General features: G+C 58.9%; 18 protein-coding genes. 7 read left to right on the top strand and 11 right to left on the bottom strand.

Going from position 1 to position 19,432, the window contains the following annotated elements; translation table 11 throughout:
• Positions 1-41: 41 nt before the first annotated feature.
• The 4 genes from glpD to ACEN83_RS24905 form a co-directional block, all read right to left on the bottom strand.
• Complete coding sequence (gene glpD / locus ACEN83_RS24920) at positions 42-1,580, bottom strand: glycerol-3-phosphate dehydrogenase (protein WP_495578697.1); 1,539 nt, start codon at positions 1,578-1,580, stop codon at positions 42-44.
• 246 nt (positions 1,581-1,826) lie between these two features.
• Entirely contained in the window at positions 1,827-2,582 is a 756-nt protein-coding gene (locus tag ACEN83_RS24915) for a DeoR/GlpR family transcriptional regulator (RefSeq protein ID WP_007971301.1), read from the bottom strand.
• 95 nt (positions 2,583-2,677) lie between these two features.
• Positions 2,678-4,183 (bottom strand): glycerol kinase GlpK, encoded by a 1,506-nt coding sequence (glpK, locus tag ACEN83_RS24910; RefSeq protein WP_495578696.1) that lies wholly within the window; start codon positions 4,181-4,183, stop codon positions 2,678-2,680.
• 74 nt (positions 4,184-4,257) lie between these two features.
• The gene (locus ACEN83_RS24905; RefSeq protein WP_495578695.1) at positions 4,258-5,109 is read right to left on the bottom strand and encodes an MIP/aquaporin family protein; all 852 of its coding nucleotides are present in this window, start codon (positions 5,107-5,109) and stop codon (positions 4,258-4,260) included.
• Between the two features lie 348 nt (positions 5,110-5,457).
• On the opposite strand from ACEN83_RS24905, the gene ybaK reads away from it, so the two are divergent.
• Together ybaK and ACEN83_RS24895 are read left to right on the top strand one after the other, a co-directional pair.
• Positions 5,458-5,928 carry a Cys-tRNA(Pro) deacylase gene (gene ybaK, locus ACEN83_RS24900; RefSeq protein ID WP_495578694.1) on the top strand — a complete coding sequence of 157 codons (471 nt, stop codon included), beginning with the start codon at positions 5,458-5,460 and terminating at the stop codon, positions 5,926-5,928.
• 94 nt (positions 5,929-6,022) lie between these two features.
• Complete coding sequence (locus tag ACEN83_RS24895; protein WP_495578693.1) at positions 6,023-6,805, top strand: PhzF family phenazine biosynthesis protein; 783 nt, start codon at positions 6,023-6,025, stop codon at positions 6,803-6,805.
• Positions 6,806-6,950: 145 nt separating this feature from the next.
• Here the strand turns inward: ACEN83_RS24895 and ACEN83_RS24890 are convergent, their stop codons facing one another.
• Complete coding sequence (locus ACEN83_RS24890) at positions 6,951-8,060, bottom strand: ABC transporter ATP-binding protein (RefSeq protein WP_007971311.1); 1,110 nt, start codon at positions 8,058-8,060, stop codon at positions 6,951-6,953.
• A complete protein-coding gene (gene argF / locus ACEN83_RS24885) occupies positions 8,057-8,977 on the bottom strand; it encodes an ornithine carbamoyltransferase (RefSeq protein WP_126050859.1) in 921 nt (306 codons plus the stop codon). The genes ACEN83_RS24890 and argF overlap by 4 nt, the downstream gene beginning before the upstream one ends.
• A gap of 541 nt (positions 8,978-9,518) precedes the next feature.
• On the opposite strand from argF, the gene ACEN83_RS24880 reads away from it, so the two are divergent.
• Both ACEN83_RS24880 and grxD read left to right on the top strand, forming a co-directional pair.
• Positions 9,519-11,627, top strand: a complete 2,109-nt coding sequence (locus ACEN83_RS24880) for a molybdopterin oxidoreductase family protein (RefSeq protein ID WP_495578692.1) — start codon at positions 9,519-9,521, stop codon at positions 11,625-11,627.
• Positions 11,628-11,724: 97 nt separating this feature from the next.
• Positions 11,725-12,066 (top strand): Grx4 family monothiol glutaredoxin, encoded by a 342-nt coding sequence (gene grxD, locus ACEN83_RS24875; RefSeq protein ID WP_007971318.1) that lies wholly within the window; start codon positions 11,725-11,727, stop codon positions 12,064-12,066.
• 173 nt (positions 12,067-12,239) lie between these two features.
• Here the strand turns inward: grxD and bfr are convergent, their stop codons facing one another.
• Together bfr and ACEN83_RS24865 are read right to left on the bottom strand one after the other, a co-directional pair.
• Complete coding sequence (gene bfr, locus ACEN83_RS24870; protein WP_116581125.1) at positions 12,240-12,713, bottom strand: bacterioferritin; 474 nt, start codon at positions 12,711-12,713, stop codon at positions 12,240-12,242.
• 200 nt (positions 12,714-12,913) lie between these two features.
• Positions 12,914-13,132, bottom strand: coding sequence for a bacterioferritin-associated ferredoxin (locus tag ACEN83_RS24865; RefSeq protein WP_007971322.1), 219 nt, complete (start codon positions 13,130-13,132; stop codon positions 12,914-12,916).
• A 311-nt stretch (positions 13,133-13,443) separates the two neighbouring features.
• Here ACEN83_RS24865 and ACEN83_RS24860 point away from each other — a divergent pair, with 311 nt between their 5' ends.
• Positions 13,444-14,046, top strand: a complete 603-nt coding sequence (locus ACEN83_RS24860) for a peroxiredoxin (RefSeq protein WP_007971324.1) — start codon at positions 13,444-13,446, stop codon at positions 14,044-14,046.
• A gap of 181 nt (positions 14,047-14,227) precedes the next feature.
• Here the strand turns inward: ACEN83_RS24860 and rnt are convergent, their stop codons facing one another.
• Together rnt and pyrC are read right to left on the bottom strand one after the other, a co-directional pair.
• A complete protein-coding gene (gene rnt / locus ACEN83_RS24855) occupies positions 14,228-14,905 on the bottom strand; it encodes a ribonuclease T (RefSeq protein ID WP_111279785.1) in 678 nt (225 codons plus the stop codon).
• The gene (gene pyrC / locus ACEN83_RS24850; RefSeq protein ID WP_495578691.1) at positions 14,902-15,948 is read right to left on the bottom strand and encodes a dihydroorotase; all 1,047 of its coding nucleotides are present in this window, start codon (positions 15,946-15,948) and stop codon (positions 14,902-14,904) included. The genes rnt and pyrC overlap by 4 nt, the downstream gene beginning before the upstream one ends.
• A 159-nt stretch (positions 15,949-16,107) precedes the next feature.
• Here pyrC and ACEN83_RS24845 point away from each other — a divergent pair, with 159 nt between their 5' ends.
• On the top strand, positions 16,108-17,013 hold the full coding sequence (locus ACEN83_RS24845) for a flagellar protein MotY (protein WP_495578690.1): 906 nt from the start codon (positions 16,108-16,110) through the stop codon (positions 17,011-17,013).
• A gap of 129 nt (positions 17,014-17,142) precedes the next feature.
• Positions 17,143-18,360, top strand: coding sequence for an argininosuccinate synthase (locus tag ACEN83_RS24840; protein WP_007972320.1), 1,218 nt, complete (start codon positions 17,143-17,145; stop codon positions 18,358-18,360).
• A gap of 151 nt (positions 18,361-18,511) precedes the next feature.
• Here ACEN83_RS24840 and ACEN83_RS24835 read toward each other — a convergent pair whose 3' ends face one another.
• Complete coding sequence (locus ACEN83_RS24835; RefSeq protein ID WP_495578689.1) at positions 18,512-19,222, bottom strand: hypothetical protein; 711 nt, start codon at positions 19,220-19,222, stop codon at positions 18,512-18,514.
• Positions 19,223-19,432: the final 210 nt, after the last annotated feature.

The raw sequence follows: 19,432 nt of genomic DNA, 5'->3' as shown, positions 1-19,432 counted from the left end.
AATCGCGAGATCCAGGGGCTTTTGTTTATGCCGGTGACCGATCAGGCCGCTTCGATCTTGCTGCGGTTCTGCTCGACCTGGTTCAGGTAGTCCTTGAGCTTGTCCTGCTCGGCTACTGTCGTGAACAAGCCGAGCTTGCTGCGACGCCAGAGGATGTCTTGGGCGCTGGTGGCCCACTCCTCGCTGCACAGGTAGTCGACTTCACGGGTGTAGAGGCCGCCGCCGATATGCTCGCCCATGTCGCTGAGGTCTTGTACACCTTCAAGCATGCGCCAGGTACGGCTGCCGTAGGTGGTGGCCCAGCGGCGCGCGATCTCGCTCGGTACCCAGTCGAACTGGTCGCGGATACGCGAGCTCAAGGCTTGCGGGGTGGTCATGTCTTCACCGCCCGGCAGCGGGGCGCTGGCGGTCCAGCTCGGCTTGATGTGCTTGAAGTACGGTGCCAGTTGCGCCAGCGCCGACTCGGCCAGTTTGCGATAGGTGGTGAGCTTGCCGCCGAACACCGACAGCAATGGGGCTTCCTCGCCACTGCCCGACAGCGCCAGGGTGTAATCGCGGGTCACGGCCGATGGGTTGTCGGATTCGTCGTTGCACAGCGGACGCACACCGGAATAGCTGTGCAGGATGTCGTCGCGGCTGATCTGCTTTTTGAAATGGGCGTTGACCACGTTCAACAAGTAGTCGGTTTCGCCGTCGGTGATTGCAACGGCAGCCGGATCGCCGGTGTACTCGCGGTCCGTAGTGCCGATCAGGGTGAAGTGGTTCAAGTACGGAATGGTGAACACGATGCGCTGATCTTCGTTTTGCAGGATGTGCGCGTGTTCGCCGTCATACAGCTTCGGCACGATCAGGTGGCTGCCCTGGATCAGGCGGATGCCGTAAGGCGATTCCATCTTCAGGTCGTCGCGAATGAACTTGGCGACCCATGGCCCGGCCGCATTGACCAATGCCTTGGCGCGAATCGAAAACAGGCTGCCATCGCTACGTTCCAGATGCAGGTGCCACAGGCCCTTGGTTCGGCGTGCGCTGACGCAGCGGGTTTGAGTGTGAACGTGGGCGCCTTGTTCCCGGGCGGCCATGGCGTTCAACACCACCAGGCGCGCATCGTCGACCCAGCAATCGGAGTATTCGAAACCTTTGGTGATCTCGCTTTTCAGCGCGCTGTCGGGGCCGAACTTCAGGCTTTTCGAGCCCTGGAGTTGCTCGCGCTTGCCCAGGTTGTCATAGAGGAACAGCCCGGCGCGGATCATCCATGCCGGACGCAGATGCGGGCGGTGTGGCAACACGAAGCGCATTTGCTTGACGATGTGCGGTGCCTTGGCCAACAGCACTTCACGCTCGGCCAGGGCTTCACGCACCAGGCGAAATTCGTAATGTTCGAGGTAGCGCAGGCCGCCGTGGATCAACTTGCTGCTGGCCGACGAAGTATGGCTGGCCAGATCATCCTTTTCGCAAAGGAACACCGAAAGACCGCGACCGGCGGCATCTGCTGCGATCCCCACGCCATTGATCCCGCCACCGATGACGGCGATATCGTAGACCTCGGCGAGAGGGGGCGTAGGCAAGGTGGAAGTGGGCATCGGCAAGGCCTCGGAATTCTTTGATGTTCTGTATTTGAATTCGAACATTAATGTTCATTTGCGAAAATACTAGCCCATAAAGAGGCGCGCAGCCAGTCGACTTCGATTGAAAATACTCATCGAAGGGCCGTTAAAGGAAAATTTACGAACATAAAAGCAAAAGATCGCAGCCTTCGGCAGCTCCTACAGAATTGAGTGCATCTGTAGGAGCTGCCGAAGGCTGCGATCTTTTAAGGCCGAAAGGGCTTAAACGACTTCCAATCGAACCTTGTGCTGGTTCAACAGTTGCGCCAGCGCCGGGGAAGGCTGCTGATCGGTGACCAGGCAATCGACCAGGCTGATCGGTCCCAGGCGAATCATGGCATTGCGCCCGAATTTGCTGGAGTCGGCCGCGAGTATCACTTGTCGGGCATTGGCGATGATCGCCTGGGATACCCGCACTTCCTGATAATCGAAGTCCAGCAGGCTGCCGTCCTCATCGATACCACTGATGCCGACCAAGGCAAAATCGACCTTGAACTGGTTGATGAAGTCGACACTGGCCTGACCGACCACGCCGCCGTCGCGCCGCACGTTGCCACCGGTCAGCAGCACGTCGAAGTCGTCCTTGGCGCTGAGCATGGAGGCCACATGCAGGTTGTTGGTGATGATCTTCAGGTGGCTGTGGTTGAGCAGCGCCCGGGCGATGGATTCGGTGGTGGTGCCGATGTTGATGAACAACGAGGCATGGTCGGGAATCTGCGCGGCGATGGCTTCGCCGATACGCTGTTTTTCATCGCGCATCTGATCGGCGCGCATGGCGTAGGCGGTGTTTTCGACACTGGAGTCATAGGCGGCGCCACCGTGGTAGCGACGCAACAGGTTGGCTTCCGCGAGCTGATTGATGTCGCGGCGGATGGTCTGCGGTGTAACGACGAACAACGTGGCCATTTCCTCGATGCTGACATAGCCGCGTTCGCGAACCAGCTCGAGGATTTGCTGCTGACGGGGAGGCAGATTCATGGGGCGTCCTTTGGGCTGCCGTGCAAAATTTGCCCATGATGCCGCAGGAATCCACTCCCTACCAGTTACATGCAGATACGAGCCCGTATCCCGGCTTATTCAGCCTCGTCTTCAACCGCCCAATCGCGGGTACGGCTGACGGCTTTTTTCCACCCGGCGTAGAGTTTTTCCTTCGCCGCTTCATCCAGCGTCGGCTCGAACCGGCGCTCGATCACGGCCTTGCCACGCAACTCTTCCAGGCTGCCCCAGAAGCCACAGGCCAGGCCTGCCAGGTAAGCGGCGCCGAGTGCTGTGGTTTCGCGCATTTGCGGGCGCTCGACCTGCGTGCCGAGGATGTCGGCCTGGAATTGCATGAGGAAGTTGTTGGCCACCGCGCCGCCGTCCACGCGCAGCGCTTTCAGACGCTCTCCGGAGTCCTGCTGCATGGCGTCCAGCACGTCGCGGGTCTGGTAGGCAATCGACTCCAGCGCGGCACGAATGATGTGGTCCACGCGAACGCCGCGGGTCAGGCCGAACAATGCGCCTCGGGCGTACGGGTCCCAGTACGGTGCGCCCAGACCGGTGAAGGCCGGCACCAGGTACACGCCGTTGCTGTCCTTGACCTTGTTGGCGAAGTATTCGGTGTCGTGGGCGTCGTTGATGATCTTCAGCTCGTCACGCAGCCACTGCACGGTGGAGCCGCCGTTGAACACTGCACCTTCCAGTGCATAAGCCACTTCGCCGCGAGGGCCGCAAGCGATGGTGGTCAGCATGCCATGCTTGGATTTCACCGCTTTGTCACCGGTGTTCATCAGCAGGAAGCAGCCGGTGCCGTAGGTGTTTTTCGCCTGGCCTGGTTCGACGCACATCTGGCCGAACAGGGCGGCCTGCTGGTCACCGGCGATACCGCCGATGGCGATGCCGCTTTTGGTGTGGCCGTAGATTTCCGAGGACGATTTAACTTCCGGGAGCATTTCGCGTGGGATATCCAGCACCTCCAGCATCTTCGCGTCCCACTCCAGGGTGTGGATGTTGAAGAGCATGGTGCGCGAGGCGTTGGTGTAGTCGGTGACGTGCACCTTGCCGCCGGTAAATTTCCAGATCAGCCAGCTGTCGACGGTGCCGAACAGCAGTTCGCCGTTGCGCGCACGTTCGCGGCTGCCTTCGACGTTATCGAGAATCCACTTGAGCTTGGTGCCGGAGAAGTAGGGGTCGGTGACCAGGCCGGTGGTGTCGCTGATGTATTGCTCGTGGCCGTCGCGCTTGAGCTGCTGGCAGATCTCGGTGCTGCGTCGGCACTGCCAGACGACGGCGTTGTAGATCGGGCGACCGGTGTTCTTGTCCCAGACCACGGTGGTTTCGCGCTGGTTGGTGATGCCGATGGCCGCTACCTGGTCGTGGTGCAGGCCGGCTTGTGCCAGGGCCTCGACCATCACGGCGCTTTGGGTGGCGAAGATCTCCATCGGGTCATGCTCGACCCAACCGGCTTGCGGGTAATGCTGGGCGAACTCCCGTTGGGCGGTGCAGACCACGTTCGCGTCGCGGTCGAAAATGATCGCGCGGGAGCTGGTCGTACCCTGATCGAGGGCAATGATGTAGTTCTTATTCTGTGTGTCGGTCATGTCGATTGCCTTGGACGAAAAAAGGGAGTGAGGTCTGGCGCGTGATCAAAGGGCAGGGGCACGCGCCAACGGTATCAGGACGTTCTGGGTTTGCCGTCAATGGCAGGTCGCTCATCCTTTGTAGCAGGTACGGCGCCGGGCAGATGGCGGGCAATCAGCCCGCGATAGGCGACGGCGCCGAGGCAGGCACCGACAATCGGCGCAAAAACAGGAATCAGGAAGTACGGAATATCGCGTCCGCCAGTGAAGGAAATTTCACCCCAGCCAGCGAAGAAAGTCATCAGTTTAGGGCCGAAGTCCCGCGCAGGGTTCATGGCAAAACCGGTCAGCGGTCCCATCGAGCTACCGATCACCGCGATCAACAGGCCGATCAGCAGCGGTGCCAACGGGCCTTTTGGCAGGCCATTGTTGTCGTCGGTCAGGGACATGATTACGCCCATCAGGATGGCCGTAATGATCACCTCCACCAGAAATGCCTGGGCGGTGGTCAGCGCAGGATTCGGGAAGGTGGAGAACACGGAGGCCAATTCAAGGCTGGCTTGCGTGCCACGAACCATGTGCTGCGTTTGTTCGAATTCGAAGAATAGATTGCTGTAGAGCGTGTAAACCAACAACGCGCCACAAAAGGCGCCTGCCACTTGGGCGAGTACGTAGAAAGGCAGTTTGCGCTTTTCGAAGTCCGCAAAAATGCTCAGGGCAATGCTGACGGCAGGGTTCAGATGAGCCCCGGAAACCCCGGCGGTGAGGTAGATCGCCATGCTGACGCCGACGCCCCAGATAATGCTGATTTCCCACAAACCAAAACTGGCACCCGCGACCTTGAGCGCGGCAACACAACCGGTACCAAAAAAGATCAGCAGCGCCGTACCCAGAAACTCGGCCATGCATTGGCTCGAGAGCGACGGTTGTTGTAAAGCAGTAGTCATTGAAACCTCATTTTTTTTGTTGTCTGGCGCGTTCTTGCCTTCATGGTCAACGCGCGTTTTTCACCGAGGCAGGATCCCCATCCTGGTCGCGGTTTACTGCCGGGTACAGCGGTAGGACGTTTCGTGCAGTTTCAGAAACGAAAAAATATAGACAAGAAACGCTGCTGTCAAAGGTCGAAAGTGAACCGTCAGTCACAAAAAAACTATTCGTTGCTTGAATGAATGAGTCATTGCGCAATGGGATGGCCAGGCAATGGCGTTATGAATGCGCCGCCGTAGAGCCTTTTGACGATCAATGTCCTAGAATCCGGCGCAGTATTTTCTTCTGCCGCCCAGTCTGGAGCTGCCATGACCCCCGCATTGGATTTATTGAAAAAGGTTCGGGCCGAACATCGCGTACACAGTTACGAACATGACCCGAAGGCCGCTTCCTATGGTCTGGAGGCCGCGGAAAAACTCGGGCTCGACCCGGCGCAGGTGTTCAAGACTTTACTGGCGGCCAGCGAGAAAGGTGAGTTGCTGGTGGCTGTGGTGCCGGTTGTCGGTAGCCTGGACTTGAAAGGGCTGGCCCAAGCCGCTGGCGTGAAGAAGGTCGAAATGGCCGATCCGGCATCAGCACAGCGCTCTACGGGTTATCTGTTGGGCGGGATCAGCCCGCTGGGGCAGAAAAAGCGTTTGCGTACCTTCATTGATAACTCGGCCCAGCCCTTCGCCAGCATTTTTGTCAGTGCTGGCCGGCGTGGACTGGAAGTCGAACTGGCGCCGGCCGTGCTGGCCGAACACACCCAGGCGAAGTTTGCCGATATCGGCCGTGCGTGAGCGCAGCGCTGTATGGTGAAAATCAGCCGGTTCTGTCACTGGTGCCGGTTAGGTCGACGCTGCATGCTCGGCGATCTGACAAAGGGAGAAGGTTATGCAGTTGGAGTTTCATCAGGTCGACGCGTTCAGCAATCAACCATTCAGCGGCAACCCGGCGATGGTCTATCGGCTCGATACCTGGCTCGCCGATGAATTGATGCAGAGGATTGCCGCCGAGCACAACCTCGCCGAAACGGCGTTTGTCGTGCGCGAAGGGCAGGGCTGGCACATCCGCTGGTTTACACCGACCACCGAGGTACCGTTGTGCGGTCACGCGACACTGGCCAGTGCCCATGTGTTGTTTGAGGTCTATAAAGAGCCGGTCGAGCGCCTGGACTTTATCTGCAAATCCGGCCCGTTGAGCGTGACCCGTGAGGATGGACGACTGTGGCTGGATTTCCCGTCGATCACTGCGTCGCCGGTGAGCGTAACCTCGGACATCGAGCGTGCACTGGGCGTGAAGGCTGTCGAGGTACTGGCTTCGAATGAGCTGTTCGTGGTGCTGGAGTCGGAACAAGCCGTGCTCGACTGCAAGCCGGACATGGTGGCCCTGGCGAAACTGCCATGGTTGGGTGCTATCGTGACGGCGCGGGGCGAGCAGCACGATTTCGTGTCCCGGTACTTCGCCCCGGCGATCGGCATCAATGAAGACCCGGTGACCGGATCGACCCATTGCCTTCTGATTCCGTATTGGTCGAAGCGATTGGACAAGTCGAACCTGACGGCCTGTCAGCGTTCGACGCGAGGCGGGGAGTTGTTCTGTCGACTGGAAGGCGAGCGGGTGAAGATCGGCGGGGATGCGACGCTGGTTGCCAGTGGTACGCTGATGCTGGGCTAACTCAAATCCAATTGTGGGAGCGGGCTTGCTCCGGGCGGCGTTCCGACGAAGGCGGACTGTCAGTTAACATCATCATCGACTGACACTCCGCCTTCGTCGGAACGCCGCCCGGAGCAAGCCCGCTCCCACATTTGATCCATGTTTGTCAGTTGGCCGTGCTGTAGCGCCGGACACCCGATTCAACGGCGGGAATCTGCGCAGCCGTGCTGCCGGACGCCTGGAACAACACCAGGTGTTCAGCCGCGACACGAATGCCCACATCCGCCCCGACCTGACGATCGACATGGCTCGGGAAGATCGATTCCAACTGCGCGCCTGTCGGCAGCTGCAAGCGATATAGGGTGGATGCACCGAGGAACGTCTTGCCGGCGATTCGCGCCTTCAGTGCGCTGTCCGGCGCATAGACGATATCGTCCGGACGCAGCAGCACGTCCACGGCGCCGCCTACCGGCCAGGTGTAGGCCCGGTTGCCGCGCAATTCACCCAGCTCGGTTTGTACCGACTCCGGGCTGCTCAACTGACCGCGAATGAAATAGCCCTGGCCGATGAAGCTGGCGACAAAGGGCGTCAGTGGTTCGTGATACAGGTTGTAGGGCGTATCCCACTGTTCCAGTCGACCTTCCTTGAACACGCCAACGTGGTCGCTGACCGCGAAGGCTTCTTCCTGGTCGTGTGTCACCAGAATCGCGCTGGTGCCACGGGCCTTGAGGATGTCACGTACTTCATGGCTGAGCTTGCGGCGCAATTCGCCATCGAGGTTGGAGAACGGCTCGTCGAGCAACAGCAGTTGCGGTTCCGGCGCCAGTGCGCGGGCCAGGGCGACACGTTGCTGCTGCCCACCGGAAAGCTCGTGGGGGAAACGCTTGCCGAGGTTCTTGAGGTTGACCAGTTCCAGCAGCTCTTCGGTCACGCGATCCTTTTGCGGATGCTTGCGAATGCCGAAGGCGATGTTGTCGGCCACGCTCAAGTGCGGGAACAGCGCGTAGTCCTGGAACACCATGCCGATGCGGCGTTTCTCCGGGGCGAGGGTGAAGCCGGCGCTGGAGATGGTCTCGCCGGCCAGCTGGATTTCGCCTTCGTGTACCGGTTCGAAACCGGCAATCGCCCGCAGAGTGGTGGTTTTGCCGCAGCCGGAAGAGCCCAGCAGGCAACCGATGTCACCGGCGTTCAAATGCAGGTTCAGGTTCTGCACCACGCGTTGGTCTTGATAGCCGCAGGCGAGGTTGCGCAGGTTAAGCAGTAATGGCTGGCTCATGCGTGGTGATACGCCGGTTCGACGAGGAATTCGAGCAGGGCTTTTTGCGCATGCAGACGGTTTTCGGCTTGATCCCAGGCCACCGAGCGTTTGTCGTCGAGCAGGTCGACGCTGATTTCCTCGCCACGGTGCGCCGGCAGGCAGTGCATGAACAGCACGTCGTCAGCGGCCAGGTCGAGCAGGGCGCGATTGACCTGGTACGGTGCGAACAGCTCCAGGCGCTTGGCGGTTTCCTCTTCCTGGCCCATGGAGGTCCAGACGTCGGTGCTCACCAGGTGTGCACCGCGCACGGCGTCTTTCGGGTCGCGAACGATGGAGACCCGATCGCCGGCCTTGGCCAGGAACACCGGGTTGGGCTCGTAGCCTTCCGGGCAGGCAACGCGCAACTGGAAGTCGAACTGGATCGCCGCTTCTATATAGCTGTTGCACATGTTGTTGCCATCGCCGATCCAGGCCACGGTCTTGCCCTGGATCGAGCCGCGGTGTTCGAGGAAGGTCTGCATGTCGGCCAGCAACTGGCACGGGTGCAGGTCATCGGACAGGCCGTTGATCACCGGTACGCGGGAGTTGGCGGCGAATTCGGTCAGGTTGCTGTGGGCAAAGGTACGGATCATCACCGCGTCGAGCATGCTCGACATGACGATGGCACAGTCGCCGATCGGTTCGCCACGGCCCAGTTGGGTATCACGTGGCGACAGGAAGATCGCCTGGCCGCCGAGCTGGATCATGCCGGCCTCGAAGGAGATCCGGGTGCGGGTCGAGGATTTCTCGAAAATCATCCCCAGGACGCGGTTTTTCAGAGGCTCGAACAGTACGCCGCGGTTACGCAGGTCCTTGAGCTCAACGCCTCGACGGATCACGCTGACCAGCTCTTCGGGCGTGCAATCCATCAGGGAGAGAAAGTGCCTTGCGCTCATCATTGACTACCTTTTTGCTACAAACCGCAGATGCTCAAAGCCTTGTTTGACGGAACAACGGGCGAGACCTGCGGCGTAAGCCGCACGGGGCGACGAAATAGGGGAAGGCGCGATCTTATAATTAAATGTCGCGTCTTACCAATAGGGCTACAGTTTTTAGGGAGTTTCAGAGGTGCTACGGATTCACCGAGGTAGCGCTTTTGAAGCCTGTTTCCTGAAAGCAGCGGTTCATTTGTACACCGGCCTCTCGGGGCTTGGCAATCAGGCGGGGCGGCAATGGTGCGCTGACAGTCGGTTTCTGACCTGTCATTCATCCCTGCCGGGCCCGACGAACATTGGTCCCTGATCGGCGAGCCGACCCTTCAGGGCATCCAGTTGCAGGGCGCCGCCCAGGCTACCTTCGAACTGGGCTCTGGCGGCCATCGGCTGGCCTGATAACCCTCGATTCACAAGACGAACGTCGCTGGCGTGGCGTCGGGTCTGGCGCCATAGTTTTGTTTCCGCGGCCATCGGTGCCCGCCCATGACAAGACAGACTGGCCATGACCAAGACTCTCCATCACCGTGCGTGCCATTTGTGCGAAGCCATCTGTGGCCTGACCATCGAAACCACCGAGGTCGAAGGCGGCAGCGTGCAGATCACGTCGATCAAGGGCGATCCCCAGGACGCGTTCAGCCGTGGCCACATTTGCCCCAAGGCCGTGGCCCTGCAAGATATCCAGAACGATCCGGACCGGCTGCATCAGCCGATGCAGCGGGTGGGCAATGAATGGCAGCCCATCGAGTGGGACGCGGCATTCAACCTGGTGGCCGAGCGCCTGGCGGCGATTCAGGAGCGCCATGGGCAAAACGCCGTGGCGGTCTATCAGGGCAACCCGAGCGTGCACAATTACGGGCTGATGACCCACAGCAATTACTTCCTCGGCCTGCTGAAAACCCGCAACCGGTTTTCCGCGACGTCGGTCGATCAATTGCCCCATCACCTGACCAGTCATTTGATGTACGGCCACGGTTTGCTGCTCCCGATCCCGGACATCGATCACACCGATTTCATGCTGATCCTGGGCGGCAACCCGCTGGCTTCGAACGGCAGCATCATGACCGTGCCCGACGTGGAAAAGCGCTTGAAGGCGATACAGGCCCGGGGTGGCAAAGTGGTGGTGGTTGACCCTCGCCGCAGTGAAACGGCGGCGATTGCCGATCAGCATCTGTTCGTGCGCCCGGGCGGTGATGCTGCGCTGTTGTTCGGGTTGCTCAACACCTTGTTCGCCGAAGGCCTGACCCGCGACGGCCATCTGCCGGTAGACGGTCTGGAGGACGTGCGGGAGGCTGTCGCGCCGTTCACCGCCGAGGCCATGAGTCCGTTGTGCGCCGTGCCGGCCGAACAGATCCGCCAATTGGCGCGAGACTTCGCCGCGGCGCCCTCGGCTGTCTGTTATGGCCGCATGGGCGTCTCGACCCAGGCCTTCGGAACACTTTGTCACTGGGCGGTGCAGTTGATCAATCTGGTCACCGGCAACCTCGATCGCGTGGGTGGTGCCTTGTGCACTGAACCGGCGGTGGATCTGGTGGCGACGACTTCGGGCGGGCATTTCAATTTGTGGCAGAGCCGGGTTTCCGGGCGTCCGGAATACGCCGGAGAGCTGCCAGTCTCGGCGCTGGCCGAAGAAATGCTCACCGAAGGACAAGGGCAAGTCCGGGCGCTGATCACCGTGGCGGGCAATCCGGTGCTGTCCACGCCCAATGGCCGACAGCTCGAGCAGGCACTGGACGGGCTGGATTTCATGGTCAGCATCGACCTGTACATCAATGAAACCACGCGCTACGCCGACCTGATCCTGCCGTCCACATCGGCGCTGGAAAACGATCATTACGACACCACATTCAACCTGTTCGCGGTGCGTAACGTCAGTCGTTTCAACCGCGCAATCCTCGCCAAGCCCGAAGGGGCATTGCACGACTGGGAGATCTTCGTCGGGCTGGCCAAGGCGTTTGCCGCCAGGACCGGCAAAGAGTTGAAACCTACCATCGCCCCGGCGCAAATGATCGATCGCGGCCTGCGCATGGGAATGTACGGCGACACCTCGGAGCACAAGCTATCGCTGGCGACTTTGTTCGATCATCCCCATGGCGTCGATCTTGGTGCGCTCAAGCCTAACCTTGCACCGCGCCTGAAGACTGCCAATCAACGCATCCAGGCCGCGCCTGCGGCGATTCTCGCTGACCTGGCGCGCTTCGCCGCCTTGAAGGCGCCGGCCGCCGACGAGTTGTTGATGATTGGCCGCCGGCATGTACGCAGCAACAACTCATGGATGCATAACTATCATCGGTTGGTGAAGGGCAAGCCACGACACCAGTTGTTGATGCATCCGGACGATCTGGCCAGTCGCGGGCTCAGTGACGGACAGCGCGTTCGGGTCAGTTCGCGGGTGGGTGTGATCGAGGTCGAAGTGCTGGGCAGTCTTGATATGATGAAAGGCGTGGTCAGCCTGCCGCACGGCTGGGGCCACGCGCGGCCGGGCGTGCAGATGTCGATTGCCAGCAGCCAGCCCGGCTCCAGCGCCAACGACCTCACCGACGAATGCCGGATTGACGAATTGTCGGGAAATGCCGCGCTCAATGGCGTGCCAGTGACCGTGGCGGCGGCTTGAATCAGTCTGACGGAGAGACCGAGCAGGGCGCTCGGCTTTCCGTTACAATGCGCCACCGTGCCGACCCATGAGTCGGAAAGTTCAGCCGAGGTGCTCCATGGATATCATCGAAACGATTAAAGAGCAGATTGCCAACAACACCATTCTGCTTTACATGAAAGGCTCGCCAAATGCCCCGCAGTGCGGCTTCTCCGCGAAAGCTGCACAGGCCGTGATGGCGTGTGGTGAAAAGTTTGCGTACGTGGACATCCTGCAGAACCCGGAAATCCGCGCCAACCTGCCAAAATACGCCAACTGGCCAACCTTCCCGCAACTGTGGGTTGCCGGTGAGCTGGTCGGCGGTAGCGATATCATGACTGAAATGGCTGCTGACGGTTCGCTGCAGAGCCTGATCAAGGACGCCGCCGCCAAGGCCGCTGCTCCAAAGACCGAAGCCTGATTCGGGCGGCTCCCCTGTAGGAGCTGCCGAAGGCTGCGATCTCTTGATCTTCAGCATTAAAAAAGCCCCGCCACTCGAAAGAGGGCGGGGCTTTTTATTGTGTCTGTTGGGGCTGTCGCCGACGGCGATCTTTTGATCCTGCAAAATCAAAAGATCGCAGCCTGCGGCAGCTCCTACTCTTCGCCCATCTGCGATTGCAGATAGTTTTCGATACCGATCTTGTCGATCAGGCCCAATTGGGTTTCCAGCCAGTCGATATGTTCTTCTTCGGACTCGAGGATATCTTCAAGCAGCTCACGACTGCCGAAGTCGCCAACTGTTTCGCAATGCGCGATGGCTACCTTCAGGTCGGCATGGCCGGTTTTCTCGATACGCAGGTCGCACTCCAGCATTTCCTTGGTGTGCTCGCCGATGTGCAGCTTGCCAAGGTCCTGGACGTTCGGCAGGCCTTCAAGGAACAGGATCCGCTTGATCAGCTTGTCCGCGTGCTTCATCTCGTCGATGGATTCGTGGTACTCGTGCTTGCCGAGCTTGTTCAGGCCCCAATCTTCGTACATGCGCGCATGCAGGAAGTATTGATTGATCGCGACCAGCTCATTGGCAAGGATCTTGTTGAGATGCTGGATGACTGTAACGTCGCCTTTCATGATGGGGTCCTGCCCTTTATTAGCTGTCAATAGAACAGAGAGTTTGAGCCGCGTATTTAATAGTGTCAAACCTAAGTTATTGAAACTTAAATGAAAATTAATCGGAATAAGAATGTTTGTGTTCCGCGTCTAGAGCATAACTAGTTGATTTTGAGACATAAAAAAACCGGACATATGTCCGGTTCTTTGAAATTCGATAGTTAAGCCGCTGTAAATTCTGCTGGATAGGGAATTGCAGCCTGGGCCGTTTGCAGTTTGGTCAGGGTCTCGCGGACCACTTCCTTGGCAAGGCAGGCACATTTTCCGCATTGACTGGCAACGCCGGTAGCCGCACGGACTTCCTTGTAGCTGCAGCATCCTTCATAGATCGCATCGCGGATTTGACCGTCGGTGACGCCAGTGCAAAGGCAGACATACATAAGGAAGGACCGTCGCTGATTGTGACTCAATTGCGATGGATCTTAATGTTAACGAGAATGATTGTCAAAGTGGTTTCAGAGTACTTTTCGTCATAAGCGAGGGTGGCTGACGAACGGTCTATACGGCAAACCGGTGATACAAAACCGTCGGGGATTTCATCGTACCGGGAAAAAACAGCTAAGCCAGCTCAAATACGCGGTGTATGATGACCGGTCTTTTGCGACCGGGGTTCGTGTCACAGGGCTGTCGCCTCAGGGTGGCAGGCTGATGCGAACCCTGTTTCTCACGCTATTACACCAGGAGATATCCAATGAGCGTACTCGTAGGCAAACAAGCCCCTGACTTCACCGTACCGGCCGTACTCGGCAATGGCGAGATCGTAGACAGCTTCACCCTGTCTTCGGCGATCAAAGGCAAATACGGCCTGGTGTTCTTCTACCCGCTGGACTTCACCTTCGTTTGCCCGTCCGAGCTGATCGCTCTGGACAACCGCATGTCTGAGTTCAAGGCGCGCAACGTTGAAGTGGTCGCCGTGTCGATCGACTCGCACTTCACCCACAACGCCTGGCGCAACACCCCGGTCAACAATGGCGGTATCGGCGAAGTCCGTTACACCATGGCTGCCGACATCAAGCAGGAAATCATGAAGGCCTACGACGTTCAGTCCGCTGACGGCGTGGCGTTCCGTGGCGCGTTCCTGATCGACGACAAAGGCGTTGTCCGTTCGCAGATCATCAACGACCTGCCGCTGGGTCGTAACATGGAAGAGCTGCTGCGTCTGGTCGACGCTCTGCAATTCCACGAAGAGCACGGCGAAGTCTGCCCTGCCAACTGGAAGAAAGGCGACAAAGGCATGAACGCTTCGCCAGAAGGCGTTGCGGCTTACCTGACCGAGCACGCTGCCGCTCTGTAAGGCGCACGCTGCAGGTAAAAAAAACCGGCCATCGAGGCCGGTTTTTTTATGTGCGGGATAAGCTTGGAACACCTGTAGGAGCGAGCTTGCTCGCGATGGACTCAAGAACACCGCGGGGAGCCAGAACGCCCGCGTCATCGTTAACGACCATCGCGAGCAGGCTCGCTCCTACAGAAAGCCATCAATCGTCGAAGTCTTCCCAGCCACCCATCTGTTTCCAGCGATTGACGATGCCGCAGAACAGCTCTGCCGTCTTCTCGGTGTCATAGCGCGCCGAGTGGGCCTCGCGACCGTCGAAGTCGATGTCCGCTGCCTGACACGCCTTGGCCAGCACGGTCTGGCCATAGGCCAGGCCAGCAAGCGTCGCGGTATCGAAACTGGAGAACGGATGGAACGGATTGCGCTTCATGTCCAGACGCGCAACCGCCGCGTTCAGGAAGCCCAGGTCGAAGCTGCTGTTATGCCCGACCAGGATCGCCCGTTTGCAACCGTTGGCCTTGAGGGCCTTGCGCACGCCGCGGAAGATATCGTTCAGGGCAGACTCTTCACTCACGGCCATGCGCAGCGGGTGATCGAGCTTGATCCCGGTGAATTCCAGGGCCGCCGCTTCAATGTTCGCGCCTTCGAATGGCTCGACACGGAAGAAGTAGGTGTGATCCGGGTAGACAAAACCCTTTTCATCCATGGCGATGGTGGTCGCGGCGATTTCCAGCAGGGCGTCGGTGGCCGAGTTGAAGCCACCGGTTTCTACGTCGACGACAACCGGCAGGTAACCACGAAACCTGGCAGCCATTGGATGACGGGAGCCGCCACCGCCGCCATTACCTTCCAGTTCGTCGTCGAAATGGTCTTCACTCACGCGTGTTCCTCCAGCAGGCGCCAGCGCAGTTTTTCACCGGCGCGCAGCGGGATAACGGTCAGCTCGCCAAACGGCAGGCTGGCAGGGGCGGTCCATTCTTCGCGGACCAGGGTGATGCGATCGGTGTTGGCCGGCAGGCCATAGAAACGCGGGCCGTTGAGGCTGGCGAAGGCTTCGAGCTTGTCCAGCGCATTGCGCTGTTCGAATGCTTCGGCGTACATCTCGATCGCCGCATAAGCGGTGTAGCAGCCGGCGCAACCGCAAGCGGCTTCCTTGGCGTGCTGGGCGTGGGGGGCCGAGTCGGTGCCGAGGAAGAATTTTTCGCTGCCGCTGGTGGCGGCGTCGAGCAGGGCTTCCTGGTGCGTATTGCGCTTGAGGATCGGCAGGCAGTAGAAATGCGGCCGAATCCCGCCCACCAGCATGTGGTTGCGGTTGTACAGCAGGTGATGCGCAGTGATGGTCGCGCCCACGTTGGCCGAAGCCGAGTTGACGAACTGCACGGCGTCAGCGGTGGTGATGTGTTCGAACACCACCTTGAGCGCCGGGAAACGCTCGACCACACGACGCATGTGCTCGTCGATGAAGATTTTCTCGCGGTCGAACACGTCGACATCGCCACGGGTGACTTCGCCGTGGATCAGCAGCGGCATCCCGACTTCGGCCATGGCCTCGAGTGCAGGAAAAATCTTGTCGATGCTGGTAACACCAGAGTCCGAGTTGGTGGTCGCGCCGGCCGGGTACAGCTTGGCGGCGTGCACGAATCCGGTGGCCTTGGCCTCACGGATCTCTTCAGGCTGGGTGCGGTCGGTCAGGTACAGGACCATCAGCGGCTCGAACGGGCTGCCGGCCGGGCGGGCAGCGAGAATCCGCTGGCGATAGCCGTCGGCTTCAGCCGCGTTGCGCACCGGTGGAACCAGGTTGGGCATGATGATGGCGCGGCCAAAGGTGCGCGCGACATCCGCGACGGTATTGGTCAACACGGCACCATCGCGAAGATGAATGTGCCAGTCGTCGGGACGCAGCAGGGTCAGGCGGTCGGACATGAGGGGATTCCAGGCGGGTCAAACTCAAGGGAATGCTACCGGAAAAGACTCTTGCAGGCACTCGCTATCAAGTTTTGCCGCCAGCTTCCGATATCCAACAGGTATGCCGTAAACATGTGTGTGTCGGTCTTTTTGTTGTAGAAGCCAGTGGAGCCTCCCGTGCGCCAGCGTTATTTAGCCTTGCTCAGTGTGTTTGCCAGCCTTCCCGCGATGGCGCTCACTTTTCAGACCCGCCTGGAGAGCATTGAGTGGACGGTCGAAGGCGACAAGTTCGAATGCCGCCTGGCGCAGCCGATTACCGACTTCGGTTCGGGTGAGTTCGTGCGCAAGGCCGGTGAGCAGGCAACATTTCGTCTGAAAGCCTATAACCCGATGATGGGCGGAGGTTCGGCGACCTTGCTGGCCGCTGCCGCACCCTGGCAACCGGGGCGTGACGATATCAACCTGGGCACGGTAAGAATCGGCAGCGGCAACGTGTTGTTCAACAGTTCACAGGTGCAGGCCGGACGCCTGATCAGCGGTCTGATGGACGGTCGCAGCCCGGTGGTTCGCCATTCATCGGGAGATGGCCGGGTGTCGGAAGTGCGCTTGCTGCCGGTCAGGTTCACCCAGGCGTTTGCCGATTATCAAGGCTGCGTGGCCAAACTGTTGCCGCAGAACTTCGAGCAGGTGAAACAATCCCAAATCGGCTTCCCTGGTGGCGGTATCGAGCTCGACAATGCCGCGAAAGCCAAGCTGCAGGTCATGCTGGAGTACATGAAGGCTGATCCGACGGTCAACCACATCGAGCTCGACGGTCACTCCGACAACAGCGGCAACCGCCTGACCAATCGCGACCTGTCGCGGCGCCGGGCCCTGGCAGTGATGGAGTTCTTCAAGGCCAACGGCATCCAGGAGTCGCAAATCACCTTGCGTTTCCATGGTGAACGTTATCCGCTGGCGCCCAATACCAACAATGCCAACCGTGCGAAGAATCGTCGGGTAGCGGTACGCCTGGAGCGGGGAGCGCCCGCGGAACAAGTCGCCCCGCAAGCAACGAAAACGGCCAATTCGGCAACTTCCTGACTCTTCGGTCATCGTCGCGCTCTCGACAGATTCTGTCGCTTGGTCGTCATAAGCTGTCGCGCCTCTGTAAATTATCCTGCATGAGCGGTAGACTTCCCGGCTTTCCGTAGAACCCCGTGGAGTGATGGCATGGCGGACGTAAACAAGGTCGTTCTGGCGTATTCCGGCGGCCTGGACACTTCGGTGATCCTCAAGTGGCTGCAGGATACTTATAACTGTGAAGTGGTGACCTTCACCGCTGACCTGGGTCAGGGCGAAGAGGTCGAACCTGCACGCGCCAAGGCTCAGGCCATGGGCGTCAAAGAGATCTACATCGACGACTTGCGCGAAGAGTTCGTGCGCGATTTCGTTTTCCCGATGTTCCGCGCCAACACCGTCTACGAAGGCGAGTACCTGCTGGGTACTTCCATCGCTCGTCCGCTGATCGCCAAGCGCCTGATCGAAATCGCCAACGAAACCGGCGCTGACGCCATTTCCCATGGCGCCACCGGCAAGGGCAACGACCAGGTTCGTTTCGAATTGGGCGCGTACGCCTTGAAACCTGGCGTGAAAGTGATTGCCCCCTGGCGTGAGTGGGACCTGCTGTCCCGTGAAAAGCTGATGGACTACGCCGCGAAGCACGCGATCCCGATCGAGCGTCACGGCAAGAAGAAGTCCCCGTACTCCATGGATGCCAACCTGCTGCACATTTCCTATGAAGGCGGCGTGCTGGAAGACACCTGGACCGAGCACGAAGAAGACATGTGGCGTTGGACCGTTTCCCCGGAAAACGCTCCAGACAAGCCGCAGTACCTGGAACTGACCTACCGCAACGGCGATATCGTCGCGCTGGATGGCGTCGAAATGACGCCGGCCACCGTGCTGGCGACCCTGAACCGTATCGGTGGCGAGCACGGTATCGGTCGTCTCGACATCGTCGAGAACCGCTATGTGGGCATGAAGTCCCGTGGCTGCTACGAAACCCCTGGCGGCACCATCATGCTGCGTGCCCACCGTGCGATCGAATCGATCACCCTGGACCGCGAAGTGGCTCACCTCAAAGACGAGTTGATGCCCAAGTACGCCAGCCTGATCTACACCGGCTACTGGTGGAGCCCTGAGCGTCTGATGCTGCAACAGATGATCGATGCGTCCCAGGTCAACGTGAACGGCGTTGTGCGCCTGAAACTGTACAAGGGCAATGTGATTGTCACTGGCCGCAAGTCCGACGACTCGCTGTTCGACGCCAACATTGCTACTTTCGAAGAAGATGGCGGCGCGTACAACCAGGCGGATGCTGCGGGCTTCATCAAGCTCAACGCCCTGCGCATGCGCATTGCGGCGAACAAAGGCCGGAAGCTGTTCTGAGACCTTTGAACTCGTGATGGAAACCTGACCTCGTCCTCGACGAGGTCAGGCACCTGAAAACGGGGTGTGTTGCCAGTTACTGCGTTGTCGGTGATATTCGTTGCCGCTGACGGTTTCCTGTCTCTTGCTCCTTCCGATGGCCTGTCCTGTTCTACGCGTTGTTGTTTGCCGGTTGTCCGGCTTGATCAATGACCGTCAACCGGTGCGAGACCGGATCGTAGGCAATGTAAAAGGCGGGGCAGTGCTTCCTGGTCTGCCTGGAATGCTTGAGCGCACTGGCCTTCAGTAAAGTCTCTGAAATGGCACAAGTGACAAACAGAATCACGTACGCCATCTTTTCCCGCGGCTTCTGGATTTTTTCCAGCAGCGTTTCAAATTCGACCTCCTGGCTCATCCAGCGTGTATCAACGATGCAAAGGTCTTTTACATATTCCGGTAACTGAAGTTGATGCTGAACGTAGACGGTGCTGTGCAGACCTATCTCCGTTGGCGGGTCCTGTGCACCGCAGGGCGACCGAGCTGACGACTGGCCATTTGTTGACGTTTCCATAGCGGGATTCGCAGGCGGCTTCCCGGATACTTTTTTTTCCGATCGCCCAGCATCTTCCATTACCTTCATGAAATGTTTTCCCTTTTCAAAGTCGGAGGGCGCATACAGTGATCGGTAGTTGAAGTTAAGTGTCGCGAAAAAAAGCAAAAGTAAATAAAACGGAAAGCTGATCAGAAACCAGACATAGAGTTCTCTTTCCTCTTGGTTAAGGAAGGGCAGAGAAACGGCGGCCGAGGTTTCAGAGAGTGCTGCGAATATCGCAATGATAGTCATTGGGTTGGTGATTAGCTTTCTGTCATGTTCTGTGCTCATGTTGAATTCTCATTTATTGAATGTTTTTGAGGTGTGGTTGATGTAGTTGCTTTAGAGTTTTTTTGAGGATTACTGGTGGTGTTTTAATGATTGCTCAAAAAATATAATTTGCTGTAAGAGTAATTGGATGTCTGGTGTGTGATATTTCTGGTGTGAATGTTGAGTGTGTAAATATCAGTTACGTTTTAGCGCGGAAGTAGATACTTGTGT

This window comes from Pseudomonas sp. Pseusp49, from assembly GCF_059491875.1.
This window is presented reverse-complemented; position numbering and strand designations above follow the sequence as displayed.